Genomic DNA, 26,928 nt, shown 5'->3' on the forward strand with positions numbered 1-26,928 from the left:
CTCGGCCAATCGCGCTGCGGCTCGCTGAGCCGTGGCGGCGATTCCCTACTGGCGGCTGTCCAGCTTCTACCTGTTCTACTTCGCCTTGCTTGGTTCGACCGCGCCGTTTCTGGCGTTGTATTTCGATCATCTGGGTTTTTCCAGCGCGCGCATCGGCGAGCTGGTCGCCATTCCCATGCTGATGCGTTGCGTGGCCCCCAACCTGTGGGGCTGGCTGGGTGACCGCAGTGGCCAGCGCCTGCTGATCGTGCGCCTGGGGGCGTTGTCGACCCTGGCGACCTTTTCGCTGATCTTCTTCGCCAAGAGCTACGCCTGGCTGGCGCTGGTAATGGCCCTGCATGCGTTCTTCTGGCATGCGGTATTGCCGCAGTTTGAAGTCATCACCCTGGCCCATCTGCAGGGGCAGACCGCGCGTTACAGCCAGATCCGCCTGTGGGGGTCGATCGGCTTCATCCTCACCGTAGTCGGCCTGGGCCGCTTGTTCGACTGGCTGAGCCTGGACATCTACCCGCTGGCGCTGGTGATTATCATGGCCGGTATCGTCCTGGCCAGCCTCTGGGTGCCCAATGCCCAGCCGCCGGGGCAGAATGAGCGGGCCAGCGGCGGCGGCTTTCTCAAGCAACTGTCCAGCCCCGGGGTTGCCGCGTTTTACCTGTGCGTGGCGCTGATGCAACTGAGCCACGGCCCGTACTACACCTTTCTGACTCTGCACCTTGAGCACCTGGGCTACAGCCGCGGCACCATCGGCATGCTCTGGGCGCTGGGGGTGGTGGCCGAGGTGCTGATGTTCCTGGCCATGAGCTGGATTCTGGCGCGGGTATCGCTGCGCCGGGTGCTGCTGGCCAGCTTTGCCCTGGCGGCAGTGCGTTGGGCGTTGCTCGGCAATTTTGCCGAACATTTGGGCGTACTGTTGCTCGCCCAGCTCTTGCATGCGGCCACCTTTGGCAGTTTTCACGCGGCCGCCATCGCCTTCGTGCAACGCAGCTTCGCGGCCCGCCAGCAAGGTCAGGGGCAGGCGTTATATGCCGCACTGGCCGGCACTGGCGGCGCCTTGGGCGCCCTGTATTCGGGTTACAGCTGGAACCTGCTGGGGCCGGCTACCACCTTTAGTATTGCCAGCATCGCAGCCCTGGCTGCAGCCGTTATCATTGCGCTTCGAATGAAAGAGGATAGTTGCCCCGATGAGCAGCCTTAGCGTGTATCACCAGTCCACCCCGGACACCCCAAACAAGGTACTGACTCACCTGGAGGACATCGGCGCGACCCTGCAAGAGCAGGGCGTGCGTTTTGCCCGTTGGCAGGCTGGCGCGCCGATTCAGGCGGGCGCCAGCGACCAGCAACTGATTGGCGCTTATCAAGCCAGTATCGATGCGCTAAAAGCCGAGACCGGTTACGCCCGTGTCGAGGTAAGCCGCGAAGCGGATACCAGCCTGCGCGATGAGCACACCTGTGGCGAAGAGCGACTGCACTTTTTTGCCGCCGGGCGCGGGCTGGTCAGCCTGCGGATCGAGGACTACATCTATGCGGTGTTGTGCGAGAAGGGCGATTTGATCGGCGTGCCGGCAGGGGTTCGGCACTGGTTCGACATGGGCGAGGAGCCGCGGTTCGTGGCGATCCGGGTGTTCAACCGGCCGGAAGGTGGGCTTGTACGGTTTACTGGCGATTCGATTGCCAAGATGTTCCCGCGGCTTGACGACTGATAAACGCCATCACGGGGCAAGCCCGCTCCTACAGGTAGGAGCGGGCTTGCCCCCGCGAAGTTACCGATAAGTCGGCAAGGCAAACCGCTGCTGGCTTTGCAGCATCGAAATCACCGGCAGCTCACTGGCCTGTTCAGCCAGGTCGCGGCGAATCGCACTGATCGCCCACGACAGTTGTTCGGCGCTATGCAGCTGGGCATAAGAAATCGAGCGCTTGGTCTGGGTACCGTCGGCTGCCCGCAGGGTCAGCAGAATTCCGCCATCGGGGCGCGCCTGGGTGGTGACATCGTAGGCGGAGAATACCGAGGCGAATTTTTCCTGGATGAGGTCCATATCAGCTCCTGACTGTTAGTGGCAGACATGGAGTGACAGGTGCAGCGACTGTGCCAGCTTTTTGATTTTAGAAAAACTTTATAAATCAATGGCTTAGGATTTGGTTGGGAAAGGTGTGCCGTGCATTCTGCATGGTCGTGCATTTTGCACAGTGCATTTTGCAGTATCGCCTTGGCCAATAGATTTCTTCTGTCATGGCCATGACTTATCCACCGTTGACCCGCCGCGCTCCCTGCTCAAGACTTGGGCCTTTCCGATAGCCAGGAGGTTCCCCATGTCTGACCAACGCAGGCCAACGCCGATGAACGACGACGAGGCGGCAGCGTTTGCCGAAGAGGTCTTCGACCGGGCGCGCAAGGGCGACGCGGTGATACTCGGGCGCTTGCTGGAAAACGGCTTGCCAGTGAACCTGCGCAATGGCAATGGCGACACCTTGCTGATGCTTGCCAGCTACCACGGGCACCTGGATGCCGTGGCGGTACTGCTCGAGCACGGCGCCGACCCGCAGATCGCCAATGACAAGGGCCAGTTGCCGATTGCCGGCGCGGCCTTCAAGGGTAACCTGGAGATGGTCCAGCTGCTGGTGGACAAGGGCGCCGAGGTCGATGGCGCGTCCGCCGATGGACGCACCGCGCTGATGATGGCGGCGATGTTCAACCGCACGGTGATTGTCGACTACCTGCTGGCCCAGGGCGCCAACCCGCGCCATCGCGACGCCCGTGGCACCGATGCCCTGGGCGCGGCGCAAACCATGGGCGCGCCCGAGACCACCGAGCAGTTGCTCAAGCTGCTCGGCTAACCCCACGGGGCCTTTTGCGGCTATCCTTGGCGACTTTTTTCAGCGTCGCAGGGCCCCTTCATGAAACTCCAACTGGCCGAACTCATCGGCAAAATCAGCGCTGGCTGCATGGGCGAGGACGAAGTCGCGCGTATCGCCGACGAAGCCGCCCAGGCCTATGCCGACCCGCAGGCGTTTCTCGCCGCCAACCCGGACATCAACTACGACGACAGTTTCCCTATCCCGCTGGGTGAGTGGATTGTCGTCGGCAGCCTGCCCGACACCGTGTTGTTCCAGGCTGATAGCTATCAGGACCTGTTCCAGCAGATCACCGACTCTTTCGACAAGAGCGTGCCGTTCAACCTCAAGGCCAAGCAACTGGCCAAAGTCGAGGCGCTGACCGCGCTTAACCGCATCCAGGTGCAGATGGGGGCGATGAACAAGGAAGCCGGCGGCTATGTGCTGATGAACTTCAGCCAGTTGCTCGATGACGAGCTGCAGATGGTGCTGGTCGGCAACGACGACCTGCCGCGGGTGCTGGAGCTGTGTGCCGAAGTCGGCATCGCCGCAGCGCCGGCCCTGGAAGCGCTGCGGGTGGCCGTGCACGTTTAACCCAGGGCGGTATCGAGGAACATCATCACCGCAAAACCGCCCATCAGGCCCAGGGTTGCCGAGGTCTGGTGGCCGTTGCGGTGGGTTTCCGGAATCACTTCGTGGGACACCACGAAAATCATCGCCCCGGCTGCCAGGCCCATGCTCACCGGGTAGGCAATGGCAAAGCCGGTGGAAATACCCAGGCCGATCACTGCGCCAATGGGCTCCATCAAACCAGAACCGATGGCCACCAGCGCCGCCTTGAAGGTCGAGAGACCGGTGGCGCGCAGTGCCAGCGCCACGGCCAAACCTTCGGGAATGTCCTGGATGGCGATGGCGCTGGTCAGCGGCAGGCCGACATTAAGGTCACCGTTGGCAAAGCTGACGCCGATGGCCATGCCCTCGGGCAGGTTGTGCAGGGTGATGGCCAGGACGAACAGCCACACCCGGTTGATCCGCTCCGCCTGTGGGCCGCAGGGGCCGGTACTTTCGTGCTCATGCGGGGTGAAGCGGTCAAGGCCGAGCATCAGCAAGACCCCCAGGCCCATGCCGACCACCACCGTCAGTGCCGCGTACGGGCCGTTGCCGGTGATCTCCCGCGCGGCGTCGAGGCCCGGCAGAATCAGCGAGAAGGAGCTGGCGGCGAGCATCATCCCGGCGGCAAAGCCGAGCATCACGTCCTGGGTGCGCGCGCTGACCTCGCGCAGCACCACTGCCATGACTGCGCCAAGGGCGGTGGCGGCAAATCCGGCGAGGCCGCCGAGCATGGCCATGTGCAGGTTTTGCTGGTGGTCGCCATGCACAGCATTCCACGCGCTGGCGATCAGCAGGCCGAGCACCGCCAGCAAGCTCAGGCCCAAACCTGCGCTGAGCCACGGGCTGCTTTGTGCCTGTTGCATCCAGGCGTTCCACAAGGGGACGGGAGCGGGGCTGCTGTGACTGTGGGCGGGTGGCATAGGAACCTCTCTGGCGCAATTCAATCACTCGAGTGTAACCAGCGCTGCCTGGGCGCGGCGAACGATTCGCCTCTATGGGCCTGATAGCCAGCTATCCTGAGGGCAGACGCGACCAAGGGAGCAATACCATGGGTTCTACCTTCAATAGCCTGGTTGGGCTGATCATCCTCGCCCTGGACATCTGGGCGATCATCAATGTGATCAAAAGCGGTGCCAGCGGGGGCGCCAAGATTCTCTGGATCCTGCTGATTCTGCTGCTGCCGGTGCTGGGCCTGATTATCTGGGCGATAGCCGGGCCGCGGGGCAATGTGCGGCTGTAGCCCGAGATAATCTTCAGATCAGCCAGGTCCCCTCCAGTTCCAACAGGATCTGCTTGCGCTCGATCCCGCCGGCAAAGCCGGTGAGGGTGCCATTGCTGCCGATCACCCGGTGACAGGGGATGATGATGGCAATCGGGTTGGCGCCATTGGCGGTGCCCACTGCCCGTACCGACCTGGGGTTGCCGATGGCCTGGGCAAGTTCGCCGTAGCTGCAGGTGGTGCCGTAGGGAATGCGCTGCAGGGCCTGCCAAACCTCGCGCTGGAACGGTGTGCCGCAGGGCGCCACACGCACTTCGAAGGTCTCGCGCTTGCGCGCGAAATACTCGTCCAGTTGGCGCGCCACGTCGTCCAGCTGGTTGCTGGCCGGCAGCCAGTCCGCGGCCAGCTCCCAGGGCTGGGCGGCGTCCATGTGCAGCAGGCGCAGGCCCTGTTCATCGCCTGCCAGCAGCAGCGGGCCTAGCGGGCTTGGTAGGTAGCGAAAAAACATGGGGTAATGATCTCCCTGCGGATAACCCTGATTCTATTACGAAATTTTCACAAACGATTGCCGACAATTTGCGCGCGCAATTATCCGTTCGCCGAATGACCGTGCAACGCGCTCGCGTTTAGGGCACATTTGCCGATTCGTTTTACCGCCTTCCTCGAACCTGAACCCTAGGATCTTCCAATTCATGGCTAACACGGACGCCTTGAGTCAACAGCGGGCTGCGTCGCGCCCGTTGCAACCGACGCTGAAATCGCATCTGGCCTACACCCTGCTGTGCGGGCTGGTGATCATGCTGATGCTCAGCCTGGTCCGCCTCGCGTTGCTGGTCTACAACAGCGACATGATCGGCGACACGCCGACCTCGACCGTAGCCGAGGGTTTCCTCAATGGCCTGCGGTTCGACCTGCGGGTTGTGGTGTACCTGAGCATCCCGCTGCTGCTGGCGATCCTCAGTGCCCGCGCCATGGCTGCCCGCGGCCTGTTCCGGGCCTGGCTGACCATCGCCTCGAGCATTGTCATGTTCCTCGGCCTGATGGAGATGGACTTCTATCGCGAGTTCCATCAGCGCCTCAACGGCCTGGTGTTCCAGTACGTCAAGGAAGACCCGAAAACCGTGCTGAGCATGCTCTGGTACGGTTTCCCGGTGGTGCGCTACCTGCTGGCCTGGGCTTTTGGCACCTGGCTGCTGAGCCTGTTGTTCAAGGGCATCGACCGCCTGACCCGGCCTGCTGGCGGGTATGAAAGCCAGGTAGCCGGCACGCGCAGCGTTGCGCCCTGGTACGTGCGCGGCGTGGTGTTCTTCATGGTCTTGCTGGTAGCGGTCATCGCCGCTCGCGGTACCCTGCGCCAGGGCCCGCCGATGCGTTGGGGCGATGCCTTCACCACCGACTCGAACTTCGTCAACCAGCTGGGCCTGAACGGCACCCTGACCCTGATCGACGCGGCCAAGAGCCGTTTCGGCGAAGACCGCGCCAACATCTGGAAGTCGACCATCGAGCAAGGCCTGGCGACCCAGACCGTGCGCGACATGCTGCTGACCGCCAACGACAAGCTGGTCGATGCCGACAGCGCCGCCGTGCGCCGTGACTTCACCCCGCCGGCGGACAACACCCTGCCAATCAAGAACGTCGTGGTGATCCTCATGGAGAGCTTCGCCGGTCATTCGGTTGGCGCCCTGGGCAGCCCGAACAACATCACCCCGTACTTCGACAAACTGGCGAAAGAGGGCCTGCTGTTCGACCGCTTCTTCTCCAACGGCACCCATACCCACCAGGGCATGTTCGCCACCATGGCCTGCTACCCGAACCTGCCGGGCTTCGAATACCTGATGCAAACCCCGGAAGGTGGCCACAAGCTGTCCGGCCTGCCGGCGCTGCTCAGTGCTCGTGACTACGATGACGTCTACGTCTACAACGGTGACTTTGCCTGGGACAACCAGTCCGGTTTCTTCGGCAACCAGGGCATGACCACCTTCATCGGCCGTAACGACTTCGTCAATCCGGTGTTTTCCGACCCGACCTGGGGTGTGTCCGACCAGGACATGTTCGACCGTGGTAACGAAGAGCTGGCCAAGCACGATGGCAAGAAGCCGATCTACGCGCTGCTGCAGACCCTGTCCAACCACACGCCGTATGCGCTGCCCAAGGATCTGCCGGTCGAGAAGGTTACCGGCCAGGGCCGCCTGGACGAGCACCTGACTGCCATGCGCTACTCCGACTGGGCCCTGGGCCAGTTCTTCGAGAAAGCGCGCAAGGAGCCTTACTTCAAGGAAACCCTGTTCGTCATCGTCGGCGACCATGGCTTCGGCAACCACCAGCAGGTCACCGAGCTCGACCTCGGGCGCTTCAACGTGCCGCTGCTGCTGATCGCCCCGGGTATCCAGGAGAAGTTCGGTGCGGTCAACCACACCGTGGGTACCCAGATCGACATCGTGCCGACCATCATGGGCCGCCTGGGCGGCGAAACCCGTCACCAGTGCTGGGGCCGTGACCTGCTCAACCTGCCAGCCGGTGACCAGGGCTTCGGCATGATCAAGCCATCGGGCAGCGAGCAGATCGTCGGGCTGGTCAAGGGCGACCGGATCCTGATCGAGTCCAAGGACATGTCGCCACGCATGTACCGCTACGAGCTGGGCGCCAACTTCAAGGCCGAGCTGATCGAAGCCCCGGACCAGACCGAGCTGACCCACAAGCTTGAGTCGTTCATCCAGACCGCGACCAAGAGCCTGCTGGATAACACCGCGGGTGTAGTGCACGGCACCCCGGAATAACGACGTTGCGGGTGCTGTAAACAGGACCCCGGCTTGCCGGGGTCTTGGCTTTCTGGGCCATGGATGCTCAAATCGCGCGCTTGAGGAAGCGGGGGCTGCAACGGCGCCCATCAAAAAAGGATTTTTGCGTGCGCGTGTTCGTATTGTTTGCCGGCCTGTGCCATTCACTGTTGGCGCTGGCCGATGTTGCACCGGCGGATTACCAGACGCCCCCCGGCTGGCGTACCGAATGCATGGGCCGGGTGCAGTTCGATGTGCCCAAGGACATTGCCTGGCACACTTCCAGTGGCTACTGGCAGTACTACAATTTCGAGCTCCCCACTCCCACAATCACCCCTGGGGACAAGCAGATTGCCTACGGCGAAGGATTGACCGGCGAGCTGCCCTTTCTGGTCGACATTGAGGTCAGCCCGTTGACCACCCGTGCACTCTACGAACAGATCCGCTATGTGCAGGGCCTCACCCGTGGCCCGGCGCAGGAGCGGGTGGTGAAGGCGCAGATGGAGGCGCTGGATGCCGCCATCTCTGCGAGCCGTGACGACGAAACGCGCCACAGGGCCCTGAGTGATCAGTACTACGACTTGCGTGAAAAGCTCCAGCGCATAGGCTATGTGACTTCGCAACTGGTGGTGCTTGACGACATGATCAAGCAATTTACTGGCGAGGGGCGGTCGGTGGCGAAGCTGCAGGTCGAGCGCGATGCCTTCTTCGAGGAGCAGGCGCAATGGCCGACCGATGTAGAGTACGAGCATGAGCGCTTTATCGAGCTGGGTGTGCCGGACGCCTCTGCAAACTGGTATGAAGGCAATCTGACTGCCTACCTGTGGCGCGATCAACGCATCTACCGATTCAAGTTCTACAGTGGCGCCAATACCGCGACAGACACCGCGGCGCTGGCCCGGCTGGAGCCCAGGGCGCGCGCTGTGCTGGCCGCGTTCCGCATCCGCAAGCAATACGAAATTCCCCAGGACAACGGCTTCTGTGTGCCCTTCGGCTTCATTGCCGATGATGGCACGCCGCGCCATGCCATCACCTTGGGCCTCAACCCCGCAGACAACCCGAACCTGTTGCACCGCCTGAGCATGAGCAGTGACAGTGACAAGGCCGTCGAGATGGTGCCGATGCTGCTGGATCGACTGATTGCCAACCCGTTTCCGCTGCAGATCAGCGTCGATAAGTTCGGGCCCTCAAGCGTGCGGATCGGCGCCGCCAAGGGCAGGTTCGGCGGTGCACGCTTTCGCGTCTATGAGCCTGACAGTTTGAAGCCGGCGGCCACAGAAACGTTCAGGCTGGTCGCCGGCGCCTTGGGCTCCGGCTACCAGCCCACTGTGGTGCTGGGAGTGACCGATGAACACTCCGAGCCGCCGCTGCAGTTCGAGCCTTCCAGGGACGATTTTCTACGCACGCTGCAAAGCATACGCGCGCTGCCAGGCGCTCATCGCTTCGAGCCGCAAGAAGACTGAACAACCACCGCTGTATCGAGGTCAACGGAAGGTAAGCCCGATTCACCCTGAACATCTGTACAGAGGAGAGTCCAATGAAAGCATGGGTCATTACCTTCGTTGACCAGAAGGGCGAGCGTACCTCGCTGCCGCTCAGCGCAGAGCTGGAACCGAGTATCGAAGAGGCGGCGCGGCTGATTCGCTCCCATCTGTTTCCGGTCCTGGGCGAGCTGGACCTCAATGATTTCCAGGACCGCGAAACCTCGCCAACGGCCAAATGGCTGAAGGAGCAGAACGGGGTGGAGATCACTGCCATCACTGAAGGGCCTTGAACCCGCATGCCGGCTGGCACGCTGGGCAATCAGGCGCTACGCTGCAGACAAGGTCGGGCGATTTTTTCTGATTGTCCGGGCTTGCCGATCCACGTCACGCAACAGCTCGAATTGCCCCCGCACGGCTTGTGTGGCGGGCAGGTGCGTTTTGCACTGAAAGTCTATCCATCGGTAATGAGGAGGACGATTCATGAGCAGCCAATACGAGGACATCAGCAGCACGGTCTTGCGTCGGATGAAAGAAGGCGGGTTCAACTTCGCGCAGATTCATCCCATCGAGTTTTATGCGGTCTTTCCGGACGAGGCACGGGCGCGGCGAGCGGCAGGTAAGTTTCGCGGCGAATCACTCAGTGCCCAGGTCCACGAGCGCGATGATGGCGCCTGGCACCTGGAGCTGAGCAAGGTGATGTTTGCAACCTATGGCGGTATCGGCGAATTCGAACAGGATTTCGAGGCGGTGATCGCCCCGCTGGGCGGAGAAATAGAAGGCTGGGGCGTCAAGCAGGAACGTCAACTGGCTTGACCGGCAAGCAAGCGCGGCGCTTCGCAATGAGGCGCCGCCGTCAAAGCGAGCGCAGCGGTTGCACAGATCTGGTGCGACCGTTCTTCGTTTAAAACGCAACATACTGAATAACAAGGAATTGTGCCGCTGGCACGGGGCTTGCGATGGCTCCGGTGCACGGGTGACAAGGAGTTCGGCATGATCCGCACCTTTTATGACGAAATGTACGCCGCTGACGGCCAGGTCCGTCCGCACTACCGGGAATTCGCCCGCTGGCTGGCCGAAACCCCGCCAGAGCTGCTGGCCCAGCGTCGACGTGAAGCCGACCTGCTGTTCCACCGCGCCGGCATCACCTTCACCCTCTATGGCGACGAGCAGGGCACCGAGCGCCTGATTCCCTTCGATACTATCCCGCGCAGCATCCCGGCCAGTGAATGGCGGGTGGTCGAACGGGGCTGCATTCAGCGGGTCAAGGCGCTGAACCTGTTTCTAGCCGACCTGTACCACGACCAGCGCATCATTCGCGCCGGGATCATTCCGGCCGAGCAGGTGCTGGCCAACGAGCAGTACCAACTGGCGATGCAGGGCCTGGACCTGCACCGCGACATCTATTCGCACATTTCCGGGGTCGACCTGGTGCGCGACAGTGATGGCAGTTACTACGTGCTCGAAGACAACCTGCGCACCCCCAGCGGCGTCAGCTACATGCTTGAAGACCGCAAGATGATGATGCGCCTGTTCCCCGAGCTGTTCGCTGCCCAGCGCATCGCGCCGATCGATCATTACCCCAACCTGTTGCTCGATACCCTCAAGAGCTCAAGCCCGCTGGACAACCCCAGCGTGGTGGTGTTGACGCCCGGGCGTTTCAACAGCGCCTTCTTCGAGCATGCCTTCCTCGCCCGCGAGATGGGCGTCGAGCTGGTCGAGGGCGCCGACCTGTTCGTGCGTGACGAGCGGGTATTCATGCGCACCACCGACGGCCCCAAGGCGGTCGATGTAATCTACCGGCGCCTGGACGATGCCTTCCTCGACCCGCTGGCCTTCAACCCCGATTCGATGCTCGGTGTGCCCGGGCTGCTGGCGGCTTATCGCTGCGGCAACGTGGTGCTGGCCAATGCCATTGGCACCGGGGTGGCCGACGACAAGTCGATTTACCCCTATGTCACCGACATGATCCGCTTCTACCTCGACGAGGAGCCGATCCTCAAGAACGTGCCGACCTGGCAGTGCCGCAAGCCTGAAGAACTGTCCCACGTGCTGGCGCACCTGCCGGAGCTAGTGGTCAAGGAAACCCAGGGTTCCGGCGGCTACGGCATGCTGGTCGGGCCGGCGGCCAGCCGTGCCGAGATTGAGGCGTTCGCCGCCCGGATCAAGGCCCGGCCAGCGGCCTATATCGCCCAGCCGACGCTGTCGCTGTCGACCTGCCCGACCTTTGTCGAAAACGGCATCGCCCCGCGGCATATCGACCTGCGCCCGTTCGTGCTGTCCGGGCGCGAGACCCGGGTGGTGCCAGGCGGCCTGACCCGGGTCGCGCTGCGCGAGGGCTCGCTGGTGGTCAACTCGTCCCAGGGCGGCGGCACCAAGGACACCTGGGTGGTCGAGGATTAAGTCATGCTGAGTAGAACTGCCTCTGATTTGTACTGGATGTCGCGTTACCTGGAGCGGGCGGAAAACCTCGCGCGGATGCTCGATGTCAGTTATTCGCTGTCGCTGATGCCGCAAGACGGGCGCGGCGATGGCCTGGATGAAATGGCCATGCCGCTGCTGATCACCGGCACCCTCGACGACTACCTCGAGCGCCATGGTCAGCTGCATGCCGAACGCCTGCTGCACTTCTTCGCCCTCGACCCGGAAAACCCGGCGAGCATTTACAGCTGCCTGGGTGCCGCGCGGGCCAGTGCCCATGCGGTACGTGGGCGGATCACCGCCGACATGTGGGAAAACATCAACGCCACCTGGCTGGAAATTCGTGGCATCGCCGAGCAAGGCCTGGGCCGTTATGGCATGAGCCGTTTCTGCGAGTGGATCAAGGAACGCTCGCACCTGTTTCGTGGTGCCACTTACGGCACCATCATGCGCAACGACGCCTTTCGCTTCATCCGCCTGGGCACCTTCATCGAGCGCGCCGACAACACCCTGCGCCTGCTCGATGCCCGCTACGAGATGCTTGGCGACGAGGCCGAGGCGGTCAGCGACAGCTCGGCGCGCGGTTATTACCAGTGGAGCGCCTTGCTGCGCGCGCTGTCGTCATTCGAGGCTTACACCGAAATCTACCGTGATGCACCGGCCGCTCGCCATGTTGCCGAGTTGCTGCTGTTGCGCGCCGACGTGCCGCGCTCGCTGCGTGCCTGCACCGAGGAAATCGACCTGATCCTCGCCAGCCTGCCCGGCGGCAACGGCCGCCCGGCCCAGCGCCTGGCCGCCGAGGTGGACGCGCGCCTGCGCTACACCTCGATCGATGAAATCCTTGCCGAAGGGCTGCACCCCTGGCTGACCCATTACATCCCGCTGGTGCGTGAACTGGGCAACGCCATTCACAGCGCCTACCTGGAGGCCGTATGAGACTGACCATTAGCCACGAAACTGCCTACCACTACGAAGACCAGGTGCGTGCCAGCATCCAGTACCTGCGTCTGACTCCTCACGACAGCGAGCGTCAACAGGTGCTCAGTTGGCAACTGGACCTGCCGCGGCCGGTGCGCGCGCAACTGGACCCGTTCGGCAACATCCTGCATGTGCTGAGCCTGGAAGAGCCACATTCTGACCTGGTCATCGGCGCCCGTGGCCTGGTCGATATTGATGAAAGCCGCGAGGCCGAGCACGAGTTGCAATCGCCGCTGCCGTTCCTGCGCTTCACCCGCCTGACCGAAGCTGACGAAGCCTTGCGTGCCTTCGCCAGCCAGCACTGCCGCAAGCGCCGTGACCGCTCGACGTTGATCGAACTGATGAATGCCCTGAACCAGCGCATGGCCTACAGGCCCGGCAGCACCGCCGTGGATACCAGCGCCGCCCAGGCGTTTGCCGGCGGCGCCGGGGTATGTCAGGACCACACCCATGCCTTCCTGGCCTGCGCGCGCAGCCTGGGCATCCCGGCGCGCTATGTGTCCGGTTACCTGTTCGACAGCGACAGCCAGCAGATGGCCAGCCACGCCTGGGCCGAAGCCTGGCTGGAGGATGCCTGGTACAGCTTCGATGTCACCAACCAACTGGCCCGGCCTGAACGCCACCTGAAACTGGCGGTGGGCCTGGACTACCTGGATGCCTGCCCGGTGCGCGGCATGCGCCGCGGTGGTGGTTTCGAGCAGATGCACGCCAAGGTGCTGGTGACCCCGACCCTCAACGCCCAGCAGCAGTGAGCCTCAGGGTTTGCGCGTGGCCATGTGGGCCAGGTACGCCAGCAGCGCATCCAGCTCGCTATCGCTGATGACCGCTGCGGCAAACCCGGGCATTTTTGCCTGGGGCCACTGGCGCAGGCTTTGCGGGTCACGGATGTAACGCCGGAGGAAATCGGCCTGGAAGTACTCGGTCGGGTTGTGCGGCAGGTTCAGGTCCGGGCCGAACTGGGCGTCCCCGGCGCCGTTGAGGCGATGGCAGGCCAGGCAGTTCCTCTGGAACACGGCAAAGCCCTGGTTGACCGGGTTGTCGGCGTTAATGCCTGGCGCCGGGCGCATGGCCGGGAAGCGTTCGGCCACTGCCGCCAGGCGGCGAATGCTGGCGACCTGGAAAGGCCATTGCTCAGGGCTGATGCGCCCGGCTTGCGGGTCGGTCCAGACCAGGTAAAACGGCCCGGCACCGGGCTTGCCCTTGGCCAGTGCCGGCCAGGGTCTGGCCGGGTCTTCAATGGCCAGCCAGGCCCGCGCAGGGCCGTCCTTGAGCAAAGGCGCGGCGGGCATCTCGGCGGCGAAACCGTCCAGGGCAATGGCTTGCAGGTGATCATCGGCCTGCACTCCCTGTAGGAGCACAGCTAGTGGTACCGCGCGGTAATGCATGGTTCGCTTGTAGGAAACGTCGTTTTCAATCTGGATATCCTGCGCCAGCGGATGCGCCAGCAACTCGGCGCTCTGCCAGTGGCGGCTGCCGTTGCCCAGGTCGAGGGTCAACTGCGCCGCCTGCAGGGGCAGGCACAGCAGGGCGAGCAACAAGCTGAAACAGTGGCGCATGGGCAGTCTCCAACCATCAGGGTCGGCAGATTACCTGCACACAACCGGTTTGTGCCAGGCACAAACCGCGGGAAGAGGGCATGCCGCTCAGCCGAACAGGCGTGAAAGGTTCGGCAGGATCAACAGCAGCGTAGTGGCGAAGAGAATGAGCCCGGCTTGACGTACTTTGTGTTGTTTGAACATGGCTGACCGCCTTTTTGTTGTTATTCCTGAGTGCCCAGAGGCTTCCTTGTCGTCGATCTGGCGAACATCATTTAACGTGGTGAAACATTAAGTCGCGAACCGTTGCTAATGGGTATACAGCTAACCTTAGGGTCAACGTCACCCGTGTTTTAGAACGCTTTAATCTGTACTTATTGCGCTTCAGATGTTTTTCGCTATGAGGCCTTTTGCCATCCACCAGCATTCCCCTTGCTAGACGCCTGCGCCACATCGGCAAGTGGATCCCAAGCTCATGACCGTTCGTCCGAGCATCATACTTGCCTGCGCGCCTTATTCGGGGCAGGCTTTACGGGGCAATCCCGCCTTTGTCGTTCAGGACTATCTCTATGTCGCTACGCATCTGCATCCTGGAAACCGACGTCCTGCGACCGGAGCTGGTCGAGCAGTATCAGGGCTACGGACGGATGTTCGAGCAGCTGTTTACCCGCCAGCCAATCGCCGCCGAGTTTCGCGTCTACAACGTGTTGAACGACGAATACCCCGATGATGACCAAGTGTTCGATGCCTACCTGGTTACAGGCAGCAAGGCCGACTCGTTCGGTGATGATCCGTGGATTCACAAGCTCAAGGCGTTCCTGCTGGAGCGCTATCAGCGTGGCGACAAACTGCTTGGCGTGTGTTTTGGTCATCAACTGCTGGCGCTGCTGCTGGGCGGCAAGAGCGAGCGCGCGCACCAAGGCTGGGGGGTGGGTACCCACCGCTATGTGATGAACGCCAAGGCGCCGTGGATGAGCCCACAGGTCGAAGAGCTGACCTTGCTGATCAGCCATCAGGACCAGGTCACCCGCCTGCCGGAGAACGCCACGGTGATTGCCTCCAGCGACTTCTGCCCGAACGCCGCTTATCACATCGGCGACCAGGTGCTGTGCTTTCAGGGCCACCCGGAGTTCATCCACGACTATTCGCGGGCGCTGCTCGAGCTGCGCCAGGACAGCCTCGGCCAGGAGGTCTACCGCAAGGGCATCGACAGCCTGGCGCAGCAGCACCAGGGCAGCACGGTGGCTGAATGGATGATGCGCTTCGTCGCGCACAAGCCCCAGGGCAGTTCGGCCTGAGGCCTGCCGTTACAGCCAGCCGGAGCGCTTGAAGCTGGCGTACAGCGCCGTGCAGCCCACGGCGATCCCGCCCAGCACGGCAAAGTAGCCGTAGTGCCAGCTCAGCTCCGGCATGTTCTGAAAGTTCATCCCGTAGATCCCCGCCACGGCGGTGGGGAAGGCCAGGATCGCCGCCCAGGCGGCGAACTTGCGCTGCACGATGCTCTGGCGTGACGACTCCAGCAGCATGCCGATTTCGATGGTCTGGCTGGCGATGTCGCGAATCCCTGCCAGGTCCTCCATCTGCCGGGTGACGTGGATCTGCACGTCACGAAAGTACGGGCGCATGTTCTTGTCGATGAACGGGAAGGTCAGACGCTGCAGTTCTTCGCTGACCTCGACCATCGGCGCCACATAGCGGCGCAGGCGCAGGATGTCGCGGCGCAGGCTGTGGATGCGCTGGATGTCTTCTTCCTTGAGCGAGCCGCTGAGCACGCTGCGCTCAAGCTCCTCGATCTCGCCATGAATGGCTTCGCTGACCGGCTGGTAGTTCTCGGTGACGAAGTCGAGCAGGGCGTAGAGCACGAAGTCTTCGCCGTGCTCGAGCAGCAGCGGCCGGGCCTCGCAGCGCTGGCGCACCAGGGCGTAGGATTTCGAGTGGCCGTTGCGGGCGGTGATGATGTAGCCGTTGCCGGCAAAGATGTGGGTTTCGATGAACTCCAGCTTGCCTTCATGGCGCACTGGCGAATAAGTGACGATGAACAGCGCATCGCCGAAGGTCTCGAGCTTGGGCCGGCTGTGCTTTTCCAGCGCGTCCTCGATGGCCAGCTCATGCAGGTTGAACTGGCGTTGCAGGTTGGCCAGTTCCTGGGCGTTGGGCTCTTCCAGGCCGATCCAGACAAAATGCCCGGGTTTGCTTGCCCACTGGCTGCCTTCATCGAGGCTGATATTGGTGACTTTTCTGCCGGCGCTGTACACCGCCGCCGCAACGACTCGACCCATGGTTGTCCGCTTCTTCTGTTAACCGTGCCAGTAGCTTGGTATGACCGGCACGATTCGGCAACCGTTCACGCCTGGGTCAGTTCACTTTCCATGCGATCGATGCAGTGTTGCATCTGCAGGCGGCACTGTTCGGCCAGGGCCGGCACATCCTGCTGGGTCAGGCCGCTGGTGGCGATCGGCGCCAGCGAACGGATGATGACCTTGCTGCGCCGCCAGCCGTTGAGCTTCAGGCGGCTGGCATAGCGGCTGACGCACACCGGCACGATCGGCACACCGGCTTCCACGGCCATGTGGAAGGCACCCTTTTTGAAGGTGATCAGATGCTCGCCGGCATTGCGCGTGCCTTCGGGGAACACCCAGATCGAGGTGTCGTCTTCGCTCAGGGTGCGGGTGGTGGTCTGCATGGCCCGGCGCGCCTGGTAGGCATTGCCGCGATCGACCAGCACGTTGCCGCCCAGCCAGAACAACTGGCCGAACAGTGGGATCCATTTCAGGCTCTTCTTGCCGATGCACACGGTGCGCGGCGGCACCACATGGCCGAGCACGAACAAGTCGTAGTTGGACTGGTGGTTGGCGATGATCACGCAGCCCGGCGGCTGGTCGAACAGCGGGCCGACCTCGGCCTTGATCTCAAGGCGCATCAGCCAGGTGGCGGGCAGGCCGTAAAGGCGTGCACAAATTCGGCTGTTGTCCGGGTTGAACGGTCGGCACAGGCCGACCAGCACACCAAGAACACCGGCCAGGAGAAAATGCAGCCCCAACAGGAACATGCGGATAATAAAAAGCATTCGTACGACTCACACCAGGCAAACGCGGCGCAGTGTACGGGTGTGCACTTCTATCGGCAAACGCTCATTGGGCGGGACAGGCCTGATTACACAATTAGTTGCAATCAGGCCTTGGTAGGGGGTCAGCCGAGGTGTTCCTGGTCGCGGATGATCGCGTCGTCGAGCAGCTCCAGCAGAGCTTTGCGCACCTTGAGCTTGGTGTGCTTGTGGGCGTTCATATTGATCTTCTTCAACTGCCGGGCGGCAGTCAGCGCAGCTTCCTGAAGTTGCTCGACCGGCACGACCTTGTCGAGGAAACCAGCGTCCACGGCGCTGACCGGGTCGAACATCTCGGCATTGATCACCGAGCGGTGGAATGCTGCACGGCGCAGGCGATCGCGGGCCAGTTCAATACCGGCGTGGTGCATGGTCATGCCGATCTGCACTTCATTAAGGCCAATGCTGAACGGGCCTTCGACACCGATGCGGTAGTCGGCCGAGAGCAGCAGGAAAGCGCCCTTGGCCACCGCGTGGCCCGGGCAGGCGACGATGATCGGGAACGGGTGCGAAAGCATGCGCCGGGCCAGGGTCGAGCCTGCGGTGACCAGGCTGACGGCTTCTTTAGGGCCTGCGGTCATGACTTTGAGGTCATAGCCGCCGGACAGAATGCCGGGCTGGCCGGTGATGATTACCACCGCGCGGTCCTGCACGGCCTGGTCGAGAGCGGCATTGAAGGCCTTGATGACGTCAGGCGAGATGGCGTTGACCTTGCCGTTGTTCAGGGTCAGGGTGGCAATGCCGTCTTCGAGGTGGTAGGTAATCAGCTCACTCATGACAGAGTTCCTTAAAGGGGAGTGGGGCAGACGTTACTCAGGCAAGTGCCCGAGGTAAAGCGCTGTGACTGACTGACCGGTCAGCTTGACGGCCCGTTCGCTCGTGCTGACGGGAGTAGGTGAATCGGCGCTGTCAAAGCACGCCAGAGAATGGCGGCTTTGCCCTGTGTACCGTGGTTTTTTGCTTGAATGGCTTAAGCGCATGAATATTCTGAAAAAAACCTTTGCCATCAGAACCTCTTTCGACTACATTAGCGCGCCTCGACAGGCTGAACTGCTTGAAGAGAAACGGTGAAGTGTCCGAGTGGCTGAAGGAGCACGCCTGGAAAGTGTGTATACAGGAAACTGTATCAAGGGTTCGAATCCCTTCTTCACCGCCATATCTAGAAAAGCCCCCGACCTGAACAAGGTCGGGGGCTTTTTGTTTTGCCCATGAAAAAGGATGTTTCAGATGCTCAAAGAATGTTTTACCAAGGCGCAGATCCTCGCCGCCGAACAATTGCTGACCTTGGTCAGCCCGTCGGCGGCAATGGCCAGCCAGCATGTCCAGGCCCTGCGCGAGGTCGAGCTGGATGAAGACGACATCGAGGAATTCGAGGACGATCCGCAGCAACTGATGTACATCGTCAAGGACGTGGCAGACTGGGAGTCGGTGTTCTTTGTCGACTGGAAAGACACCGAGTCTTTTGTGCAGAGCGTGCAGCAGCTGGCCGAGGCACGGGATGCCGACGTTACGTTCGGCGTCGAGGACGCGGAAGATGAAGACTTCCTCGAAGGCACCACGGTGCCCGAACTGATGGTCACCGCCCACGACGAACTGCACAAGCAGGGCCTGGTGCTGTGGAACTGGTCTACCGACGGTGACTGCTACAGCGGTTTCATTACCACCAGGGACGTGGCGACGCAGCTGGTGGCGTTGGGTGAGGTGTTGGAAGTGGAAATTCGCGAGGGTAGCGAGCCGTTCTGACGGCGGTGTCTTCATCGCGGGTCAAGTCGACCCGCGATGAGCCCCTCAGAAGCTCACAGACGCCGAAACCCGTGCAGTGCGCGGCGCCCCCTGAAACAGATAACCATCCCCCAGGTACTCCCCGGCATCGCGCCAGTAGCGTTTGTCGAAGACGTTATCCACCATCAGTCTCAGTACCGTGTCGTAGCCGCCAACCTTGGTGCTGTAACGGCTGCCCAGGTCAAACACCGCATAGCTGCCGACCTCTAACGTTCCAGCCTGATTGGCGTACTTGCTGGCGCTGTAGCGCGCACCGCCGAGCAGGGCCAGGCCCGGGATCGGCAGGCTGTAGTCGGCCTGCACCGCAGCGCGCAAGTTCGGTACGTTGAGCGCCTGATGGTCTTCGTAGTCTGCCGTGCCGCTGTTTTTGACCCGCGCGCGAATTGCCGCAGCACTGGCGTTGATCTGCAGGTTGGAGGTCAGCCAGCCGCTGGCGCCCAGCTCCAGGCCGATGTTTTTTTGCTGGCCTTGCTGCACATAGGTGAAACCACCGGCACCGTCAGGTTGTGAATACTGATAGGCCTGGCGCAGCTGGAACAGCGCGGCGCTCAGGCTCAGGCGTTGCCAGTCGCGCTTGATGCCCAGCTCGATCTGATGCGAGGTGGTCGGGGCGAGGATGTCCTGGCTGTTCTGGGCAAACCATGGCGCCGCACTGCCCGCTGAAAGGCCTTTGCTGTAGCTGGTATACAGTGAGATGTCGGCCCGAGGTTTGTAGATCAACGCGGCATTGGGTAGGAGTTCGTACTGGCGAGTGTGCCGACGGTCGTTGCCAGCTTCATTGAAGGCTTTTTCGTCCAGGCGCACCACACGTGCACCCAGTTGGGTTTGCCAGTGCTCATTGAAGGTGATGCGATCGCTGGCAAAAATACCGTACTGACGGCTGTCCAGGCGCCGTTCGGAGTGCCCTGGCACGCCATCGAACGGCTCCAGTGCAGGGGTCGCCTGGTAGATGTTAGCGCTGCCGATGAGCTGGTTGAAGGTTGGTCGCTGGTCGAGGGTGCGCCGCTGTGCACCGCTGCCGACGGTCAGTTCGTGGCTCAACCCGGTCATTTCAAAGCGACCGTTCAACGCCACCTGTGCTTCGTCGATGCGGCGCGTGTCGTCGGGGCTGCGAAAATCATAGACGTCATAGTCGCCTTCCGGGCTGAAGTGGGCAGCCATGCCGCCTCCTGACCCCCAGGCAAACGAACTGTAGTCATCGATCACCACCTTGCTGCGCGAGGCGCTGACGCTGCCCGTCCAGTTGTCACTGAAGCGATATTCGAAGCGCCCGCCAAGGTTCAGCGAGTCGATGCTCACCGGGTTGGCCCAGTGCTGATAGGCCAGGCGGTCATGCGGGTCGATGCCGTGGGGCAGGCTGTTGCCGCCGAGCAACTGGTAGCCCGGCACCGAACGCTGCTCGCGCTGCTGGTATTCGGCATCCAGCTGCAGCACGGCGTCGGGGTTGATCTGCCAGTCGAAGGCCAGCGAGGCGAAGTCGCGCTTGCCGTCGGCGTGGTCGACGTAGCTGCGGATGTCCTCATGCGCCAGGTTGGCGCGCAGGCCGAACTGACGCTCGCTGCCGAACCAGCCGCCGAGGTCGGTGGCCAGGTAGCGCTCGCCTTGTTCGTTGCTTGAAACCGTCACCGAGCGCACATCCTCCGGGCGCTTGGTCACGTAGTTGATCAGGCCACCGGGTTCCGACACGCCGCTTTGCAAGCCCGACAGGCCCTTGAGCAACTCGACCTGTTGCTTGTTCTCCAGCGCCACGTTCTGCTCGCCGGCGATGGTCTGGCCGTTGATCTTGTAGCTGCTGGCGGCGTTGAGCTCGAAGCCGCGCACGTTGAAGTTTTCGTAGTATCCGATCGGCGCATAGCTTTCACCCACCGAGGCATCGCTTTGCAGCACTTCACTGAGCTTGCGCACCTGGCGGTCGGCCAGCAGTTGCTCGTTGAACACTGCAATCGAGGCCGGCGTATCGAGCAGTGGCGCCGGCTGGAAACCGCCGACCGCGGCTTCGCGGGCCTGGTACCCCTCGCTATAGACCTGCGACACCTGCAGCGGGGCCAGGGTGATGCTGTCCTCGGCCAGGCTGTGTGTAGCCGGCAGGGCCAGGCTCAGGCCGAGCAGGCGCAAGGGCAGGCGAGGGCGAGGCAGGGTCATGCAGGAGCTCCTTGAAAACGAACGCGAACGCGCCGTTATCGATCGGCTGCTGTCCGGCAGGGCGTATTTGCCCGATAGGCGATGAGGGGCGCGAGCCCGGGTGGCGAAAGCCTGCCGGGTATTGCGCCGGGCAGGCGGGGGCGCAATCTTAGCAGGGGCGACCGGTTGGCGGCGCCCCTGTTTTCAATCGATTGTCATGACCATGAACGTACGAGGGCTGTGTGGATTCAGCCGTTCGCTGCCGCCTGGCTGTGGCGTCGCCAATTGCCGTCGATTTTCGACCAGGTCTTCTTGTCGGTGATGGCCATCAGCTTGCGACCATCCTTGAAGGTCGCCAGGAAGGTCACTTCTTCTTCCTTGCCGCCTAGCCAAAGGCCGGCGATCAGGCCGACCGGGCCGGCCACCAGGGCGCCGGCAACGCCCCAGCCCAGCGCACTGCTCAGGCTGCGGCTGGATTCCTGATTGGCGACGATCAGATCGGTAATGCGGGTCAGGGCGATTTTCTCGCCAGGTGAGGGGCTGCGGGCGGTCTTGAGTGTGAGCGATCCATTGCGGTACTCGCCTTCACCTTGCAAGAAATCGCCGGATTGAACCGTGAGTCTTGTCATAGTGGCATCCAGGTTGAAAGGGCTGTTGACCAATCCCTACTCAGCGCCCGGGCCCGTCACAAGTCAATGGCCAGCCGACGGAGGGTCACCCGCTAGTTGTCACAAAAAAGTAAAGGCTCAGAATCAGCGGGTTATAACGGCATGTCGCATTCTTATAATTAAACTTCGATTATGCAACTAAAACTGTCGGGTCAGTTTTCGTCTAGGGCCGGGGTTTTTGTCAGTCTCGATATATCGTCGTTTGCGCAAATGTATACGCATTGGCTAAATCAAGGGTTTGCGCGTGTAGGACAATAAACAATTAGTCTTATTGAAAATTGACGTCAAAAAAAGCTGGACAGTTCAATTCCACCTGTGTCAGTTTTTCCCCGCCTCATTCAGGCGAGTGATAGGACGATCTCGCCGCAGGAGCGTCCTATCGGACAACAACTGCTTTTTTGTAAACAAGGAAGTGTCTGTATGTCGAAAGTCAAAGAAAGCGCTATTGTTTCAGCTGGCTCTGTATTGCAACCGCACGGTGCAAGTTCCGCTTACAGTCTGATCAATAGTTTCGGCCATCAATATGATCGCGGCGGCAGTGCGACAGTCAATGGCAAACCTTCGTTCTCGGTCGACCAGGCCGCTACCCAGTTGCTGCGCGACGGCGCTGCCTGGAAAGACCTGAACAAGGACGGCACCATCAGCCTGACCTATACCTTCCTGACCAAGGCACCTTCTGACTTCTATGGTCAGGGGCTGGGCTCGTTCAGCGCCTTTTCCGCGCAGCAGAAAGCCCAGGCCAAACTGTCCATGCAGTCCTGGGCGGACGTGGCCAAGGTCACCTTCAAGGAAGGCGCCTCGGGCGGCGACGGTCACATGACCTTCGGCAACTACAGCGATGGCAGCACCGGCGGCGCGGCATTCGCCTACCTGCCGTTCGACGCTCCGGGCTCGCACAAGGGCGAATCCTGGTACCTGATCAACAATCAGTACCAGGCCAACGTCAACCCGGAAAACGGCAACTACGGCCGTCAGACCCTGACCCACGAAATCGGCCACGTCCTGGGCTTGTCCCACCCCGGCGACTACAACGCCGGCGAAGGCTACCCGACCTATGCCGATGCTAGCTACGGCCAGGACACCCGTGGCTACAGCGTCATGAGTTACTGGGGCGAGAGCAATACCAGCCAGAACTTCACCAAGGGCGGTGTGCAGGTGTACTCCTCGGCACCGCTGATGGATGACATCGCCGCCATCCAGAAGCTCTATGGCGCCAACTACGCGACCCGCTCCGGCGACACCGTGTACGGCTTCAACTCCACCGCTGACCGCGACTTCTACTCGGCCACCTCGGCCTCGTCGAAAATCGTCTTCTCGGTGTGGGACGGTGGCGGCAGCGACACCCTGGACTTCTCCGGTTTTACCCAGAACCAGAAGATCAACCTCAATGACGCGTCGTTCTCCGACGTCGGCGGCATGATCGGCAATATTTCCATTGCCAAGGGTGCCATCGTCGAGAACGCCATCGGCGGCTCGGGCAACGACCTGCTGATCGGCAACGCCGTGGCCAACGAGCTCAAGGGTGGTGCCGGCAACGACATCATCTACGGCGGCGGCGGTGCCGACAAACTCTGGGGTGGTGCCGGTTCCGACACCTTTATCTTCGCTGCCAGCAGCGATTCGACCCCGAGCAATCCCGACCGGATCATGGATTTCGTCAGCGGCCAGGACAAGATCGATCTGTCGGCAATGTCGGCCTTTGCCGTCAACAAGCTGCCGCTGCAGTTCGTTGATGCCTTCACCGGCCATGCCGGCGAAGCGGTGCTGAGCTTCGATCAGGCAAGCAACCTCGGTAGCCTGTCGATCGACTTCACCGGCAACAGCCTGTCTGATTTCCTGGTGACCACTGTAGGTCAGGCGGTCGCCACGGATATCGTGGTCTGATAGCAACCTGAAAGGGCGGCGCCGATGCGCCGCTCTTTCCGAGGCGGGCAGATAATGGCTTTGAAGCGAATGATCGCGCTTGGCGCGATTCCCCTGATGTTGATGACCGAGGTCGGTATGGCAAGCAGCCTGCTACTCCCCACGCCCGCGCAACTGGCCGGTGACTGGATGCTTTACCCCGAAAACGATCGGGCCGCGGGTTGTAAAATGCACCTGGATGCAGCGCAAACCTTGCGCGGCGATCTCGAATGCGTAGCAGGGCTGATTGGGCAGCGCCCCAGCGGCTGGCTGCCGACCACTGATACGCTGGCTTTGCTTGATGGCAGCGGTAGCGCGATGGTGCACTTTAACCGTTATAAGCCAGATATCTTCAAATGGACTTCCATATCCGGAAAGATACTCTTGCTGGAACGTAAGAATAAAGAATAAAGCCTTGTAGGCGATTGCCGATTTTTCAGGGATAGAAAGGCGGACAATGAACAAGCCGACTCATAAAGCCGGGGCGCCCCTGTGGGCAGCACTGGCCGATCACAAGTCCACGCTATTGAGTGTGGGTTGTTTTACCGCGTTGATTAACCTGCTTATGTTGGTGCCCTCGATTTATATGCTGCAAGTGTATGATCGGGTACTGTCTTCGCAAAACGAAACAACCCTGTGGATGTTGACGTTGATGGTAGTCGGCTTCTTCGTATTTATCGGCGCGCTGGAAGCGATCCGCAGTTTTATTGTTATCCGGGTTGGCAACCAGCTGGAGCAGGGCTTTAACCTCCACGTCTACCGTGCAGCCTTTGAGCGCAACTTGCGCCAGGGTGACGGGCAGGCCGGGCAAGCACTTAACGACCTCACGCAAGTGAGGCAATTTGTCACCGGTCCTGCACTGTTTGCCTTCTTTGATGCACCCTGGTTTCCGATTTATCTGGCAGTGATTTTCCTCTTCAACGTCTGGCTGGGTGTCATGGCCTGTGCCGGGGCGCTGCTGCTGATTGCCCTGGCGGTGCTCAACGAACGCCTGACTCACAAGCCGCTGGTTGAGGCCAGCGGTTTCCAGCAGCAGTCCACACACCTGGCCAGCAGCCAGTTGCACAATGCCGAGAGCATCCAGGCCATGGGCATGCTTGGCGCCTTGCGCCAGCGCTGGTTTGCCTTGCATTCGCGCTTTCTGAACCTGCAAAACCAGGCCAGCGATACCTCGGCGGTGATCACCGCGGTGAGTAAGTCGCTGCGCCTGTGCCTGCAGTCGCTGGTGCTGGGGCTGGGTGCCCTGCTGGTGATCGAGGGGCAGATGACTCCGGGGATGATGATCGCCGGTTCCATCCTCATGGGCCGGGTGCTCAGCCCGATCGATCAGCTGATTGCCGTGTGGAAGCAGTGGAGTGGCGCGCACATGGCCTATCAGCGCCTGGATGGCCTGCTGCGCGCGTTTCCCGAGCCGCCGGCGCCGATGGCCTTGCCAGCGCCAAGCGGGCGCCTGGGCTTCGAACAGGTCAGCGCCGGGCCGCCTGGCAAGCGCGTGGCCACCTTGCAGCAGATCAGTTTCAACCTGGGTGCCGGCGAAGTACTTGGCGTGCTCGGCACCTCCGGCTCGGGCAAGTCGACCCTGGCCAAGGTGCTGGTCGGCGTCTGGCCGACCCTGGCCGGTACCGTGCGCCTGGACGGCGCCGACCTGCACCGCTGGGACCGCGAGGCCCTCGGCCCGCATATCGGCTACCTGCCGCAGAACATCGAACTGCTGCGCGGCAGCATTGCCGAGAACATTGCCCGCTTTGCCGAGCTCGACGGCCTCAAGGTGGTCGAAGCCGCGCGCCAGGCCGGCGTGCACGAACTGATTCTGCGCCTGCCGCAAGGCTATGACACACGCCTGGGCGAAGACGGCGGCGACCTGTCAGGCGGGCAGAAGCAACGCATCGCCCTGGCCCGGGCCCTGTACGGCGGGCCGAGCCTGATCGTGCTCGATGAACCCAATTCCAACCTCGACACCAGCGGCGAAGCGGCGCTGGCCACTGCCATCGCCCAGATGAAAGCCCAGGGCCGCACCGTGGTGCTGGTTACGCACCGCTCTGCCGCCCTCGCCCAGGCGGATAAACTGCTGGTGCTCAGCGAGGGCCGGATGCAGGCCTTTGGCCCGACCCATGAAGTCATGCAGGCCCTGAGCCGGGCTCAGGAGCAGGCCCAGCGCCAGCCCGCAAATGCCGCACTGGCAACCGGAGGTGGCGCATGAGCCAGGTCGATAAAAGCCGCAGTGCCCGGTTTTACGTGCGCCTGGGCTGGCTGCTGACCCTGGTCGGTTTTGGCGGGTTCATTGCCTGGGCAACCCTGGCGCCGCTCGATCAAGGCATTGCCGTGCAGGGCACCGTGGTGGTCTCGGGCAAGCGCAAGGCGGTGCAATCTCTGGCCGGTGGCGTGGTCAGCCGCATCCTGGTCAGCGAAGGCCAGTTGGTAAAACAGGGTCAGCCGTTGTTTCGCCTCGACCAGACCCAGGTCCAGGCCGATGTGCAATCGCTGCAGGCCCAGTACCGCTTGGCCTGGGCCAGCCTGGCGCGCTGGCAGAGCGAGCGCGACAACCTCGGCGCAATCATCTTTCCAGCGCAGCTTGCCAGCAACCCCGACCCGCAGCTGAGCCTGGTGCTCGAGAGCCAGCGCCAGCTGTTCAGCAGCCGCCGTGATGCCCAGGCCCGCGAGCAGGCCGGGCTGACCGCCAGTATCGACGGCGCCGTGGCTCAGTTGGCCGGCATGCGCCGCGCCCGTGGCGACCTGCAGGCCCAGGCCGATTCGCTGCGTGAGCAGTTGGAGAACCTCAAGCCGCTGGCAATTCAGGGCTACATTCCGCGCAACCGCTTGCTCGAGTATCAGCGTCAGTTGTCCCAGGTCCAGCGCGATCTGGCGCAAAACAGCGGCGACAGCGCGCGGCTGGAGCAGGGCATTGTCGAGTCGCGGCTGAACCTGCAGCAGCGGCGCGAGGAATATCAGAAAGAGGTGCGCAGCCAGTTGGCCGAAGCGCAACTGAAAAGCCTGACCCTTGAGCAGCAACTGACCTCGGCCGGTTTCGACCTGCAGCACAGCGAGATCCTCGCCCCGGCCGACGGCATTGCGGTCAACCTTGGCGTGCATACCGAGGGCGCGGTGGTGCGCGCCGGCGAAACCTTGCTGGAGGTGGTGCCCCAGGGCACCGCCCTGGAAGTGGAAGGGCGCTTGCCGGTCAACCTTGTGGATAAAGTCGCGATGCAGCTGCCTGTGGATATCCTCTTCACCGCCTTCAACCAGAGCAGCACACCGCGGGTGTCGGGCGAGGTGGCGCTGATTTCCGCCGACCAGTTGCTCGACGACAAGACCGGCCAACCGTATTACGTGCTGCGCAGCACCGTCAGCGAGCAGGCCCTGGCACGCCTGGACGGGCTGGTGATCAAGCCGGGCATGCCGGCCGAATTGTTCGTGCGTACCGGCGAGCGCTCGATGCTCAATTACCTGTTCAAACCCCTGCTCGACCGGGCAGGCACCGCGTTGACCGAACAATAAGGAAG

General features: G+C 62.1%; 27 protein-coding genes and 1 tRNA gene. 19 read left to right on the forward strand and 9 right to left on the reverse strand.

Annotation, left to right across the window (positions count from 1 at the left end; genetic code table 11):
- The first annotated feature begins 31 nt into the window (after positions 1–31).
- On the forward strand, positions 32–1,195 hold the full coding sequence (locus tag JYG36_RS08090) for an MFS transporter (protein ID WP_045195299.1): 1,164 nt from the start codon (positions 32–34) through the stop codon (positions 1,193–1,195).
- Positions 1,182–1,700, forward strand: a complete 519-nt coding sequence (locus JYG36_RS08095) for an acireductone dioxygenase (RefSeq protein ID WP_093380490.1) — start codon at positions 1,182–1,184, stop codon at positions 1,698–1,700. The genes JYG36_RS08090 and JYG36_RS08095 overlap by 14 nt, the downstream gene beginning before the upstream one ends.
- A 60-nt stretch (positions 1,701–1,760) precedes the next feature.
- Here the strand turns inward: JYG36_RS08095 and JYG36_RS08100 are convergent, their stop codons facing one another.
- On the reverse strand, positions 1,761–2,033 hold the full coding sequence (locus tag JYG36_RS08100) for a DUF3509 domain-containing protein (protein ID WP_045195296.1): 273 nt from the start codon (positions 2,031–2,033) through the stop codon (positions 1,761–1,763).
- Between the two features lie 274 nt (positions 2,034–2,307).
- Between JYG36_RS08100 and JYG36_RS08105 the strand changes: the two genes are divergently transcribed.
- Together JYG36_RS08105 and JYG36_RS08110 are read left to right on the forward strand one after the other, a co-directional pair.
- Positions 2,308–2,832: an ankyrin repeat domain-containing protein gene (locus tag JYG36_RS08105; protein WP_045195295.1), complete on the forward strand. Its 525-nt coding sequence runs from the start codon at positions 2,308–2,310 to the stop codon at positions 2,830–2,832.
- 60 nt (positions 2,833–2,892) lie between these two features.
- Positions 2,893–3,423 carry a hypothetical protein gene (locus JYG36_RS08110; protein WP_213603539.1) on the forward strand — a complete coding sequence of 177 codons (531 nt, stop codon included), beginning with the start codon at positions 2,893–2,895 and terminating at the stop codon, positions 3,421–3,423.
- Here the strand turns inward: JYG36_RS08110 and JYG36_RS08115 are convergent.
- Complete coding sequence (locus tag JYG36_RS08115; protein ID WP_045195291.1) at positions 3,420–4,361, reverse strand: ZIP family metal transporter; 942 nt, start codon at positions 4,359–4,361, stop codon at positions 3,420–3,422. The genes JYG36_RS08110 and JYG36_RS08115 overlap by 4 nt on opposite strands.
- A 128-nt stretch (positions 4,362–4,489) precedes the next feature.
- On the opposite strand from JYG36_RS08115, the gene JYG36_RS08120 reads away from it, so the two are divergent.
- The gene (locus tag JYG36_RS08120) at positions 4,490–4,681 is read left to right on the forward strand and encodes a PLDc N-terminal domain-containing protein (protein ID WP_045195289.1); all 192 of its coding nucleotides are present in this window, start codon (positions 4,490–4,492) and stop codon (positions 4,679–4,681) included.
- A gap of 13 nt (positions 4,682–4,694) precedes the next feature.
- On the opposite strand, the gene JYG36_RS08125 is transcribed toward JYG36_RS08120, so the two are convergent.
- On the reverse strand, positions 4,695–5,168 hold the full coding sequence (locus JYG36_RS08125) for a methylated-DNA--[protein]-cysteine S-methyltransferase (protein ID WP_213603541.1): 474 nt from the start codon (positions 5,166–5,168) through the stop codon (positions 4,695–4,697).
- Positions 5,169–5,352: 184 nt separating this feature from the next.
- Here JYG36_RS08125 and JYG36_RS08130 point away from each other — a divergent pair, with 184 nt between their 5' ends.
- From JYG36_RS08130 to JYG36_RS08160, 7 genes are all read left to right on the forward strand, one after another.
- Positions 5,353–7,437, forward strand: a complete 2,085-nt coding sequence (locus JYG36_RS08130; RefSeq protein ID WP_045195285.1) for an LTA synthase family protein — start codon at positions 5,353–5,355, stop codon at positions 7,435–7,437.
- A 128-nt stretch (positions 7,438–7,565) separates the two neighbouring features.
- Positions 7,566–8,900: a hypothetical protein gene (locus tag JYG36_RS08135; RefSeq protein ID WP_213603543.1), complete on the forward strand. Its 1,335-nt coding sequence runs from the start codon at positions 7,566–7,568 to the stop codon at positions 8,898–8,900.
- A gap of 74 nt (positions 8,901–8,974) precedes the next feature.
- On the forward strand, positions 8,975–9,211 hold the full coding sequence (locus tag JYG36_RS08140; RefSeq protein ID WP_045195283.1) for a hypothetical protein: 237 nt from the start codon (positions 8,975–8,977) through the stop codon (positions 9,209–9,211).
- 190 nt (positions 9,212–9,401) lie between these two features.
- Complete coding sequence (locus JYG36_RS08145; protein WP_010226349.1) at positions 9,402–9,734, forward strand: ribonuclease E inhibitor RraB; 333 nt, start codon at positions 9,402–9,404, stop codon at positions 9,732–9,734.
- Positions 9,735–9,911: 177 nt separating this feature from the next.
- Entirely contained in the window at positions 9,912–11,321 is a 1,410-nt protein-coding gene (locus JYG36_RS08150) for a circularly permuted type 2 ATP-grasp protein (protein WP_093380500.1), read from the forward strand.
- A gap of 3 nt (positions 11,322–11,324) precedes the next feature.
- Complete coding sequence (locus JYG36_RS08155; protein WP_045195278.1) at positions 11,325–12,275, forward strand: alpha-E domain-containing protein; 951 nt, start codon at positions 11,325–11,327, stop codon at positions 12,273–12,275.
- Positions 12,272–13,069, forward strand: a complete 798-nt coding sequence (locus JYG36_RS08160) for a transglutaminase family protein (RefSeq protein ID WP_213603544.1) — start codon at positions 12,272–12,274, stop codon at positions 13,067–13,069. Before JYG36_RS08155 ends, JYG36_RS08160 begins: the two co-directional genes overlap by 4 nt.
- Positions 13,070–13,072: 3 nt before the next feature.
- On the opposite strand, the gene JYG36_RS08165 is transcribed toward JYG36_RS08160, so the two are convergent.
- Positions 13,073–13,873: a cytochrome c gene (locus JYG36_RS08165; protein ID WP_213603545.1), complete on the reverse strand. Its 801-nt coding sequence runs from the start codon at positions 13,871–13,873 to the stop codon at positions 13,073–13,075.
- A gap of 548 nt (positions 13,874–14,421) precedes the next feature.
- On the opposite strand from JYG36_RS08165, the gene JYG36_RS08170 reads away from it, so the two are divergent.
- Positions 14,422–15,150, forward strand: coding sequence for an amidotransferase (locus JYG36_RS08170; protein ID WP_093380506.1), 729 nt, complete (start codon positions 14,422–14,424; stop codon positions 15,148–15,150).
- A gap of 9 nt (positions 15,151–15,159) precedes the next feature.
- Here JYG36_RS08170 and JYG36_RS08175 read toward each other — a convergent pair whose 3' ends face one another.
- The 3 genes from JYG36_RS08175 to JYG36_RS08185 form a co-directional block, all read right to left on the reverse strand.
- A complete protein-coding gene (locus tag JYG36_RS08175; protein ID WP_045195270.1) occupies positions 15,160–16,131 on the reverse strand; it encodes a magnesium and cobalt transport protein CorA in 972 nt (323 codons plus the stop codon).
- Positions 16,132–16,196: 65 nt separating this feature from the next.
- Entirely contained in the window at positions 16,197–16,919 is a 723-nt protein-coding gene (locus JYG36_RS08180; protein WP_045195267.1) for a lysophospholipid acyltransferase family protein, read from the reverse strand.
- A 122-nt stretch (positions 16,920–17,041) separates the two neighbouring features.
- Positions 17,042–17,731 carry a crotonase/enoyl-CoA hydratase family protein gene (locus JYG36_RS08185; RefSeq protein ID WP_045195264.1) on the reverse strand — a complete coding sequence of 230 codons (690 nt, stop codon included), beginning with the start codon at positions 17,729–17,731 and terminating at the stop codon, positions 17,042–17,044.
- Between the two features lie 290 nt (positions 17,732–18,021).
- On the opposite strand from JYG36_RS08185, the gene JYG36_RS08190 reads away from it, so the two are divergent.
- Positions 18,022–18,111: transfer RNA gene (locus JYG36_RS08190), tRNA-Ser, on the forward strand.
- 71 nt (positions 18,112–18,182) lie between these two features.
- The gene (locus tag JYG36_RS08195; RefSeq protein ID WP_195884776.1) at positions 18,183–18,698 is read left to right on the forward strand and encodes a DUF6630 family protein; all 516 of its coding nucleotides are present in this window, start codon (positions 18,183–18,185) and stop codon (positions 18,696–18,698) included.
- Between the two features lie 45 nt (positions 18,699–18,743).
- On the opposite strand, the gene JYG36_RS08200 is transcribed toward JYG36_RS08195, so the two are convergent.
- Together JYG36_RS08200 and JYG36_RS08205 are read right to left on the reverse strand one after the other, a co-directional pair.
- The gene (locus JYG36_RS08200) at positions 18,744–20,879 is read right to left on the reverse strand and encodes a TonB-dependent siderophore receptor (protein ID WP_213603546.1); all 2,136 of its coding nucleotides are present in this window, start codon (positions 20,877–20,879) and stop codon (positions 18,744–18,746) included.
- A gap of 227 nt (positions 20,880–21,106) precedes the next feature.
- Entirely contained in the window at positions 21,107–21,487 is a 381-nt protein-coding gene (locus JYG36_RS08205) for a hypothetical protein (RefSeq protein WP_045195746.1), read from the reverse strand.
- 459 nt (positions 21,488–21,946) lie between these two features.
- Here JYG36_RS08205 and JYG36_RS08210 point away from each other — a divergent pair, with 459 nt between their 5' ends.
- The 4 genes from JYG36_RS08210 to JYG36_RS08225 are packed head-to-tail and all read left to right on the forward strand — an operon-like array spanning position 21,947 to position 26,923.
- Positions 21,947–23,410 (forward strand): serralysin family metalloprotease, encoded by a 1,464-nt coding sequence (locus JYG36_RS08210; RefSeq protein WP_213603547.1) that lies wholly within the window; start codon positions 21,947–21,949, stop codon positions 23,408–23,410.
- A 24-nt stretch (positions 23,411–23,434) separates the two neighbouring features.
- The gene (locus tag JYG36_RS08215; protein ID WP_249744409.1) at positions 23,435–23,839 is read left to right on the forward strand and encodes an AprI/Inh family metalloprotease inhibitor; all 405 of its coding nucleotides are present in this window, start codon (positions 23,435–23,437) and stop codon (positions 23,837–23,839) included.
- Between the two features lie 46 nt (positions 23,840–23,885).
- Positions 23,886–25,628, forward strand: a complete 1,743-nt coding sequence (locus JYG36_RS08220) for a type I secretion system permease/ATPase (protein ID WP_093380513.1) — start codon at positions 23,886–23,888, stop codon at positions 25,626–25,628.
- On the forward strand, positions 25,625–26,923 hold the full coding sequence (locus tag JYG36_RS08225) for an HlyD family type I secretion periplasmic adaptor subunit (RefSeq protein ID WP_093380515.1): 1,299 nt from the start codon (positions 25,625–25,627) through the stop codon (positions 26,921–26,923). The genes JYG36_RS08220 and JYG36_RS08225 overlap by 4 nt, the downstream gene beginning before the upstream one ends.
- Positions 26,924–26,928 lie beyond the last annotated feature (5 nt).

The sequence above is a fragment of the Pseudomonas sp. SORT22 genome (assembly GCF_018417635.1).
Classification (GTDB): domain Bacteria; phylum Pseudomonadota; class Gammaproteobacteria; order Pseudomonadales; family Pseudomonadaceae; genus Aquipseudomonas.

Coding starts and splice junctions, on each gene's coding strand:
- JYG36_RS08095 (WP_093380490.1), top strand. CDS start 1,182: ATGAGCAGCCTTAGCGTGTATCACCAGTCCACCCCGGACACCCCAAAC.
- JYG36_RS08100 (WP_045195296.1), bottom strand. CDS start 2,033: ATGGACCTCATCCAGGAAAAATTCGCCTCGGTATTCTCCGCCTACGAT.
- JYG36_RS08105 (WP_045195295.1), top strand. CDS start 2,308: ATGTCTGACCAACGCAGGCCAACGCCGATGAACGACGACGAGGCGGCA.
- JYG36_RS08110 (WP_213603539.1), top strand. CDS start 2,893: ATGAAACTCCAACTGGCCGAACTCATCGGCAAAATCAGCGCTGGCTGC.
- JYG36_RS08115 (WP_045195291.1), bottom strand. CDS start 4,361: ATGCCACCCGCCCACAGTCACAGCAGCCCCGCTCCCGTCCCCTTGTGG.
- JYG36_RS08120 (WP_045195289.1), top strand. CDS start 4,490: ATGGGTTCTACCTTCAATAGCCTGGTTGGGCTGATCATCCTCGCCCTG.
- JYG36_RS08125 (WP_213603541.1), bottom strand. CDS start 5,168: ATGTTTTTTCGCTACCTACCAAGCCCGCTAGGCCCGCTGCTGCTGGCA.
- JYG36_RS08130 (WP_045195285.1), top strand. CDS start 5,353: ATGGCTAACACGGACGCCTTGAGTCAACAGCGGGCTGCGTCGCGCCCG.
- JYG36_RS08140 (WP_045195283.1), top strand. CDS start 8,975: ATGAAAGCATGGGTCATTACCTTCGTTGACCAGAAGGGCGAGCGTACC.
- JYG36_RS08145 (WP_010226349.1), top strand. CDS start 9,402: ATGAGCAGCCAATACGAGGACATCAGCAGCACGGTCTTGCGTCGGATG.
- JYG36_RS08150 (WP_093380500.1), top strand. CDS start 9,912: ATGATCCGCACCTTTTATGACGAAATGTACGCCGCTGACGGCCAGGTC.
- JYG36_RS08155 (WP_045195278.1), top strand. CDS start 11,325: ATGCTGAGTAGAACTGCCTCTGATTTGTACTGGATGTCGCGTTACCTG.
- JYG36_RS08160 (WP_213603544.1), top strand. CDS start 12,272: ATGAGACTGACCATTAGCCACGAAACTGCCTACCACTACGAAGACCAG.
- JYG36_RS08165 (WP_213603545.1), bottom strand. CDS start 13,873: ATGCGCCACTGTTTCAGCTTGTTGCTCGCCCTGCTGTGCCTGCCCCTG.
- JYG36_RS08170 (WP_093380506.1), top strand. CDS start 14,422: ATGTCGCTACGCATCTGCATCCTGGAAACCGACGTCCTGCGACCGGAG.
- JYG36_RS08175 (WP_045195270.1), bottom strand. CDS start 16,131: ATGGGTCGAGTCGTTGCGGCGGCGGTGTACAGCGCCGGCAGAAAAGTC.
- JYG36_RS08180 (WP_045195267.1), bottom strand. CDS start 16,919: ATGCTTTTTATTATCCGCATGTTCCTGTTGGGGCTGCATTTTCTCCTG.
- JYG36_RS08185 (WP_045195264.1), bottom strand. CDS start 17,731: ATGAGTGAGCTGATTACCTACCACCTCGAAGACGGCATTGCCACCCTG.
- JYG36_RS08195 (WP_195884776.1), top strand. CDS start 18,183: ATGCTCAAAGAATGTTTTACCAAGGCGCAGATCCTCGCCGCCGAACAA.
- JYG36_RS08200 (WP_213603546.1), bottom strand. CDS start 20,879: ATGACCCTGCCTCGCCCTCGCCTGCCCTTGCGCCTGCTCGGCCTGAGC.
- JYG36_RS08205 (WP_045195746.1), bottom strand. CDS start 21,487: ATGACAAGACTCACGGTTCAATCCGGCGATTTCTTGCAAGGTGAAGGC.
- JYG36_RS08210 (WP_213603547.1), top strand. CDS start 21,947: ATGTCGAAAGTCAAAGAAAGCGCTATTGTTTCAGCTGGCTCTGTATTG.
- JYG36_RS08215 (WP_249744409.1), top strand. CDS start 23,435: ATGCGCCGCTCTTTCCGAGGCGGGCAGATAATGGCTTTGAAGCGAATG.
- JYG36_RS08220 (WP_093380513.1), top strand. CDS start 23,886: ATGAACAAGCCGACTCATAAAGCCGGGGCGCCCCTGTGGGCAGCACTG.
- JYG36_RS08225 (WP_093380515.1), top strand. CDS start 25,625: ATGAGCCAGGTCGATAAAAGCCGCAGTGCCCGGTTTTACGTGCGCCTG.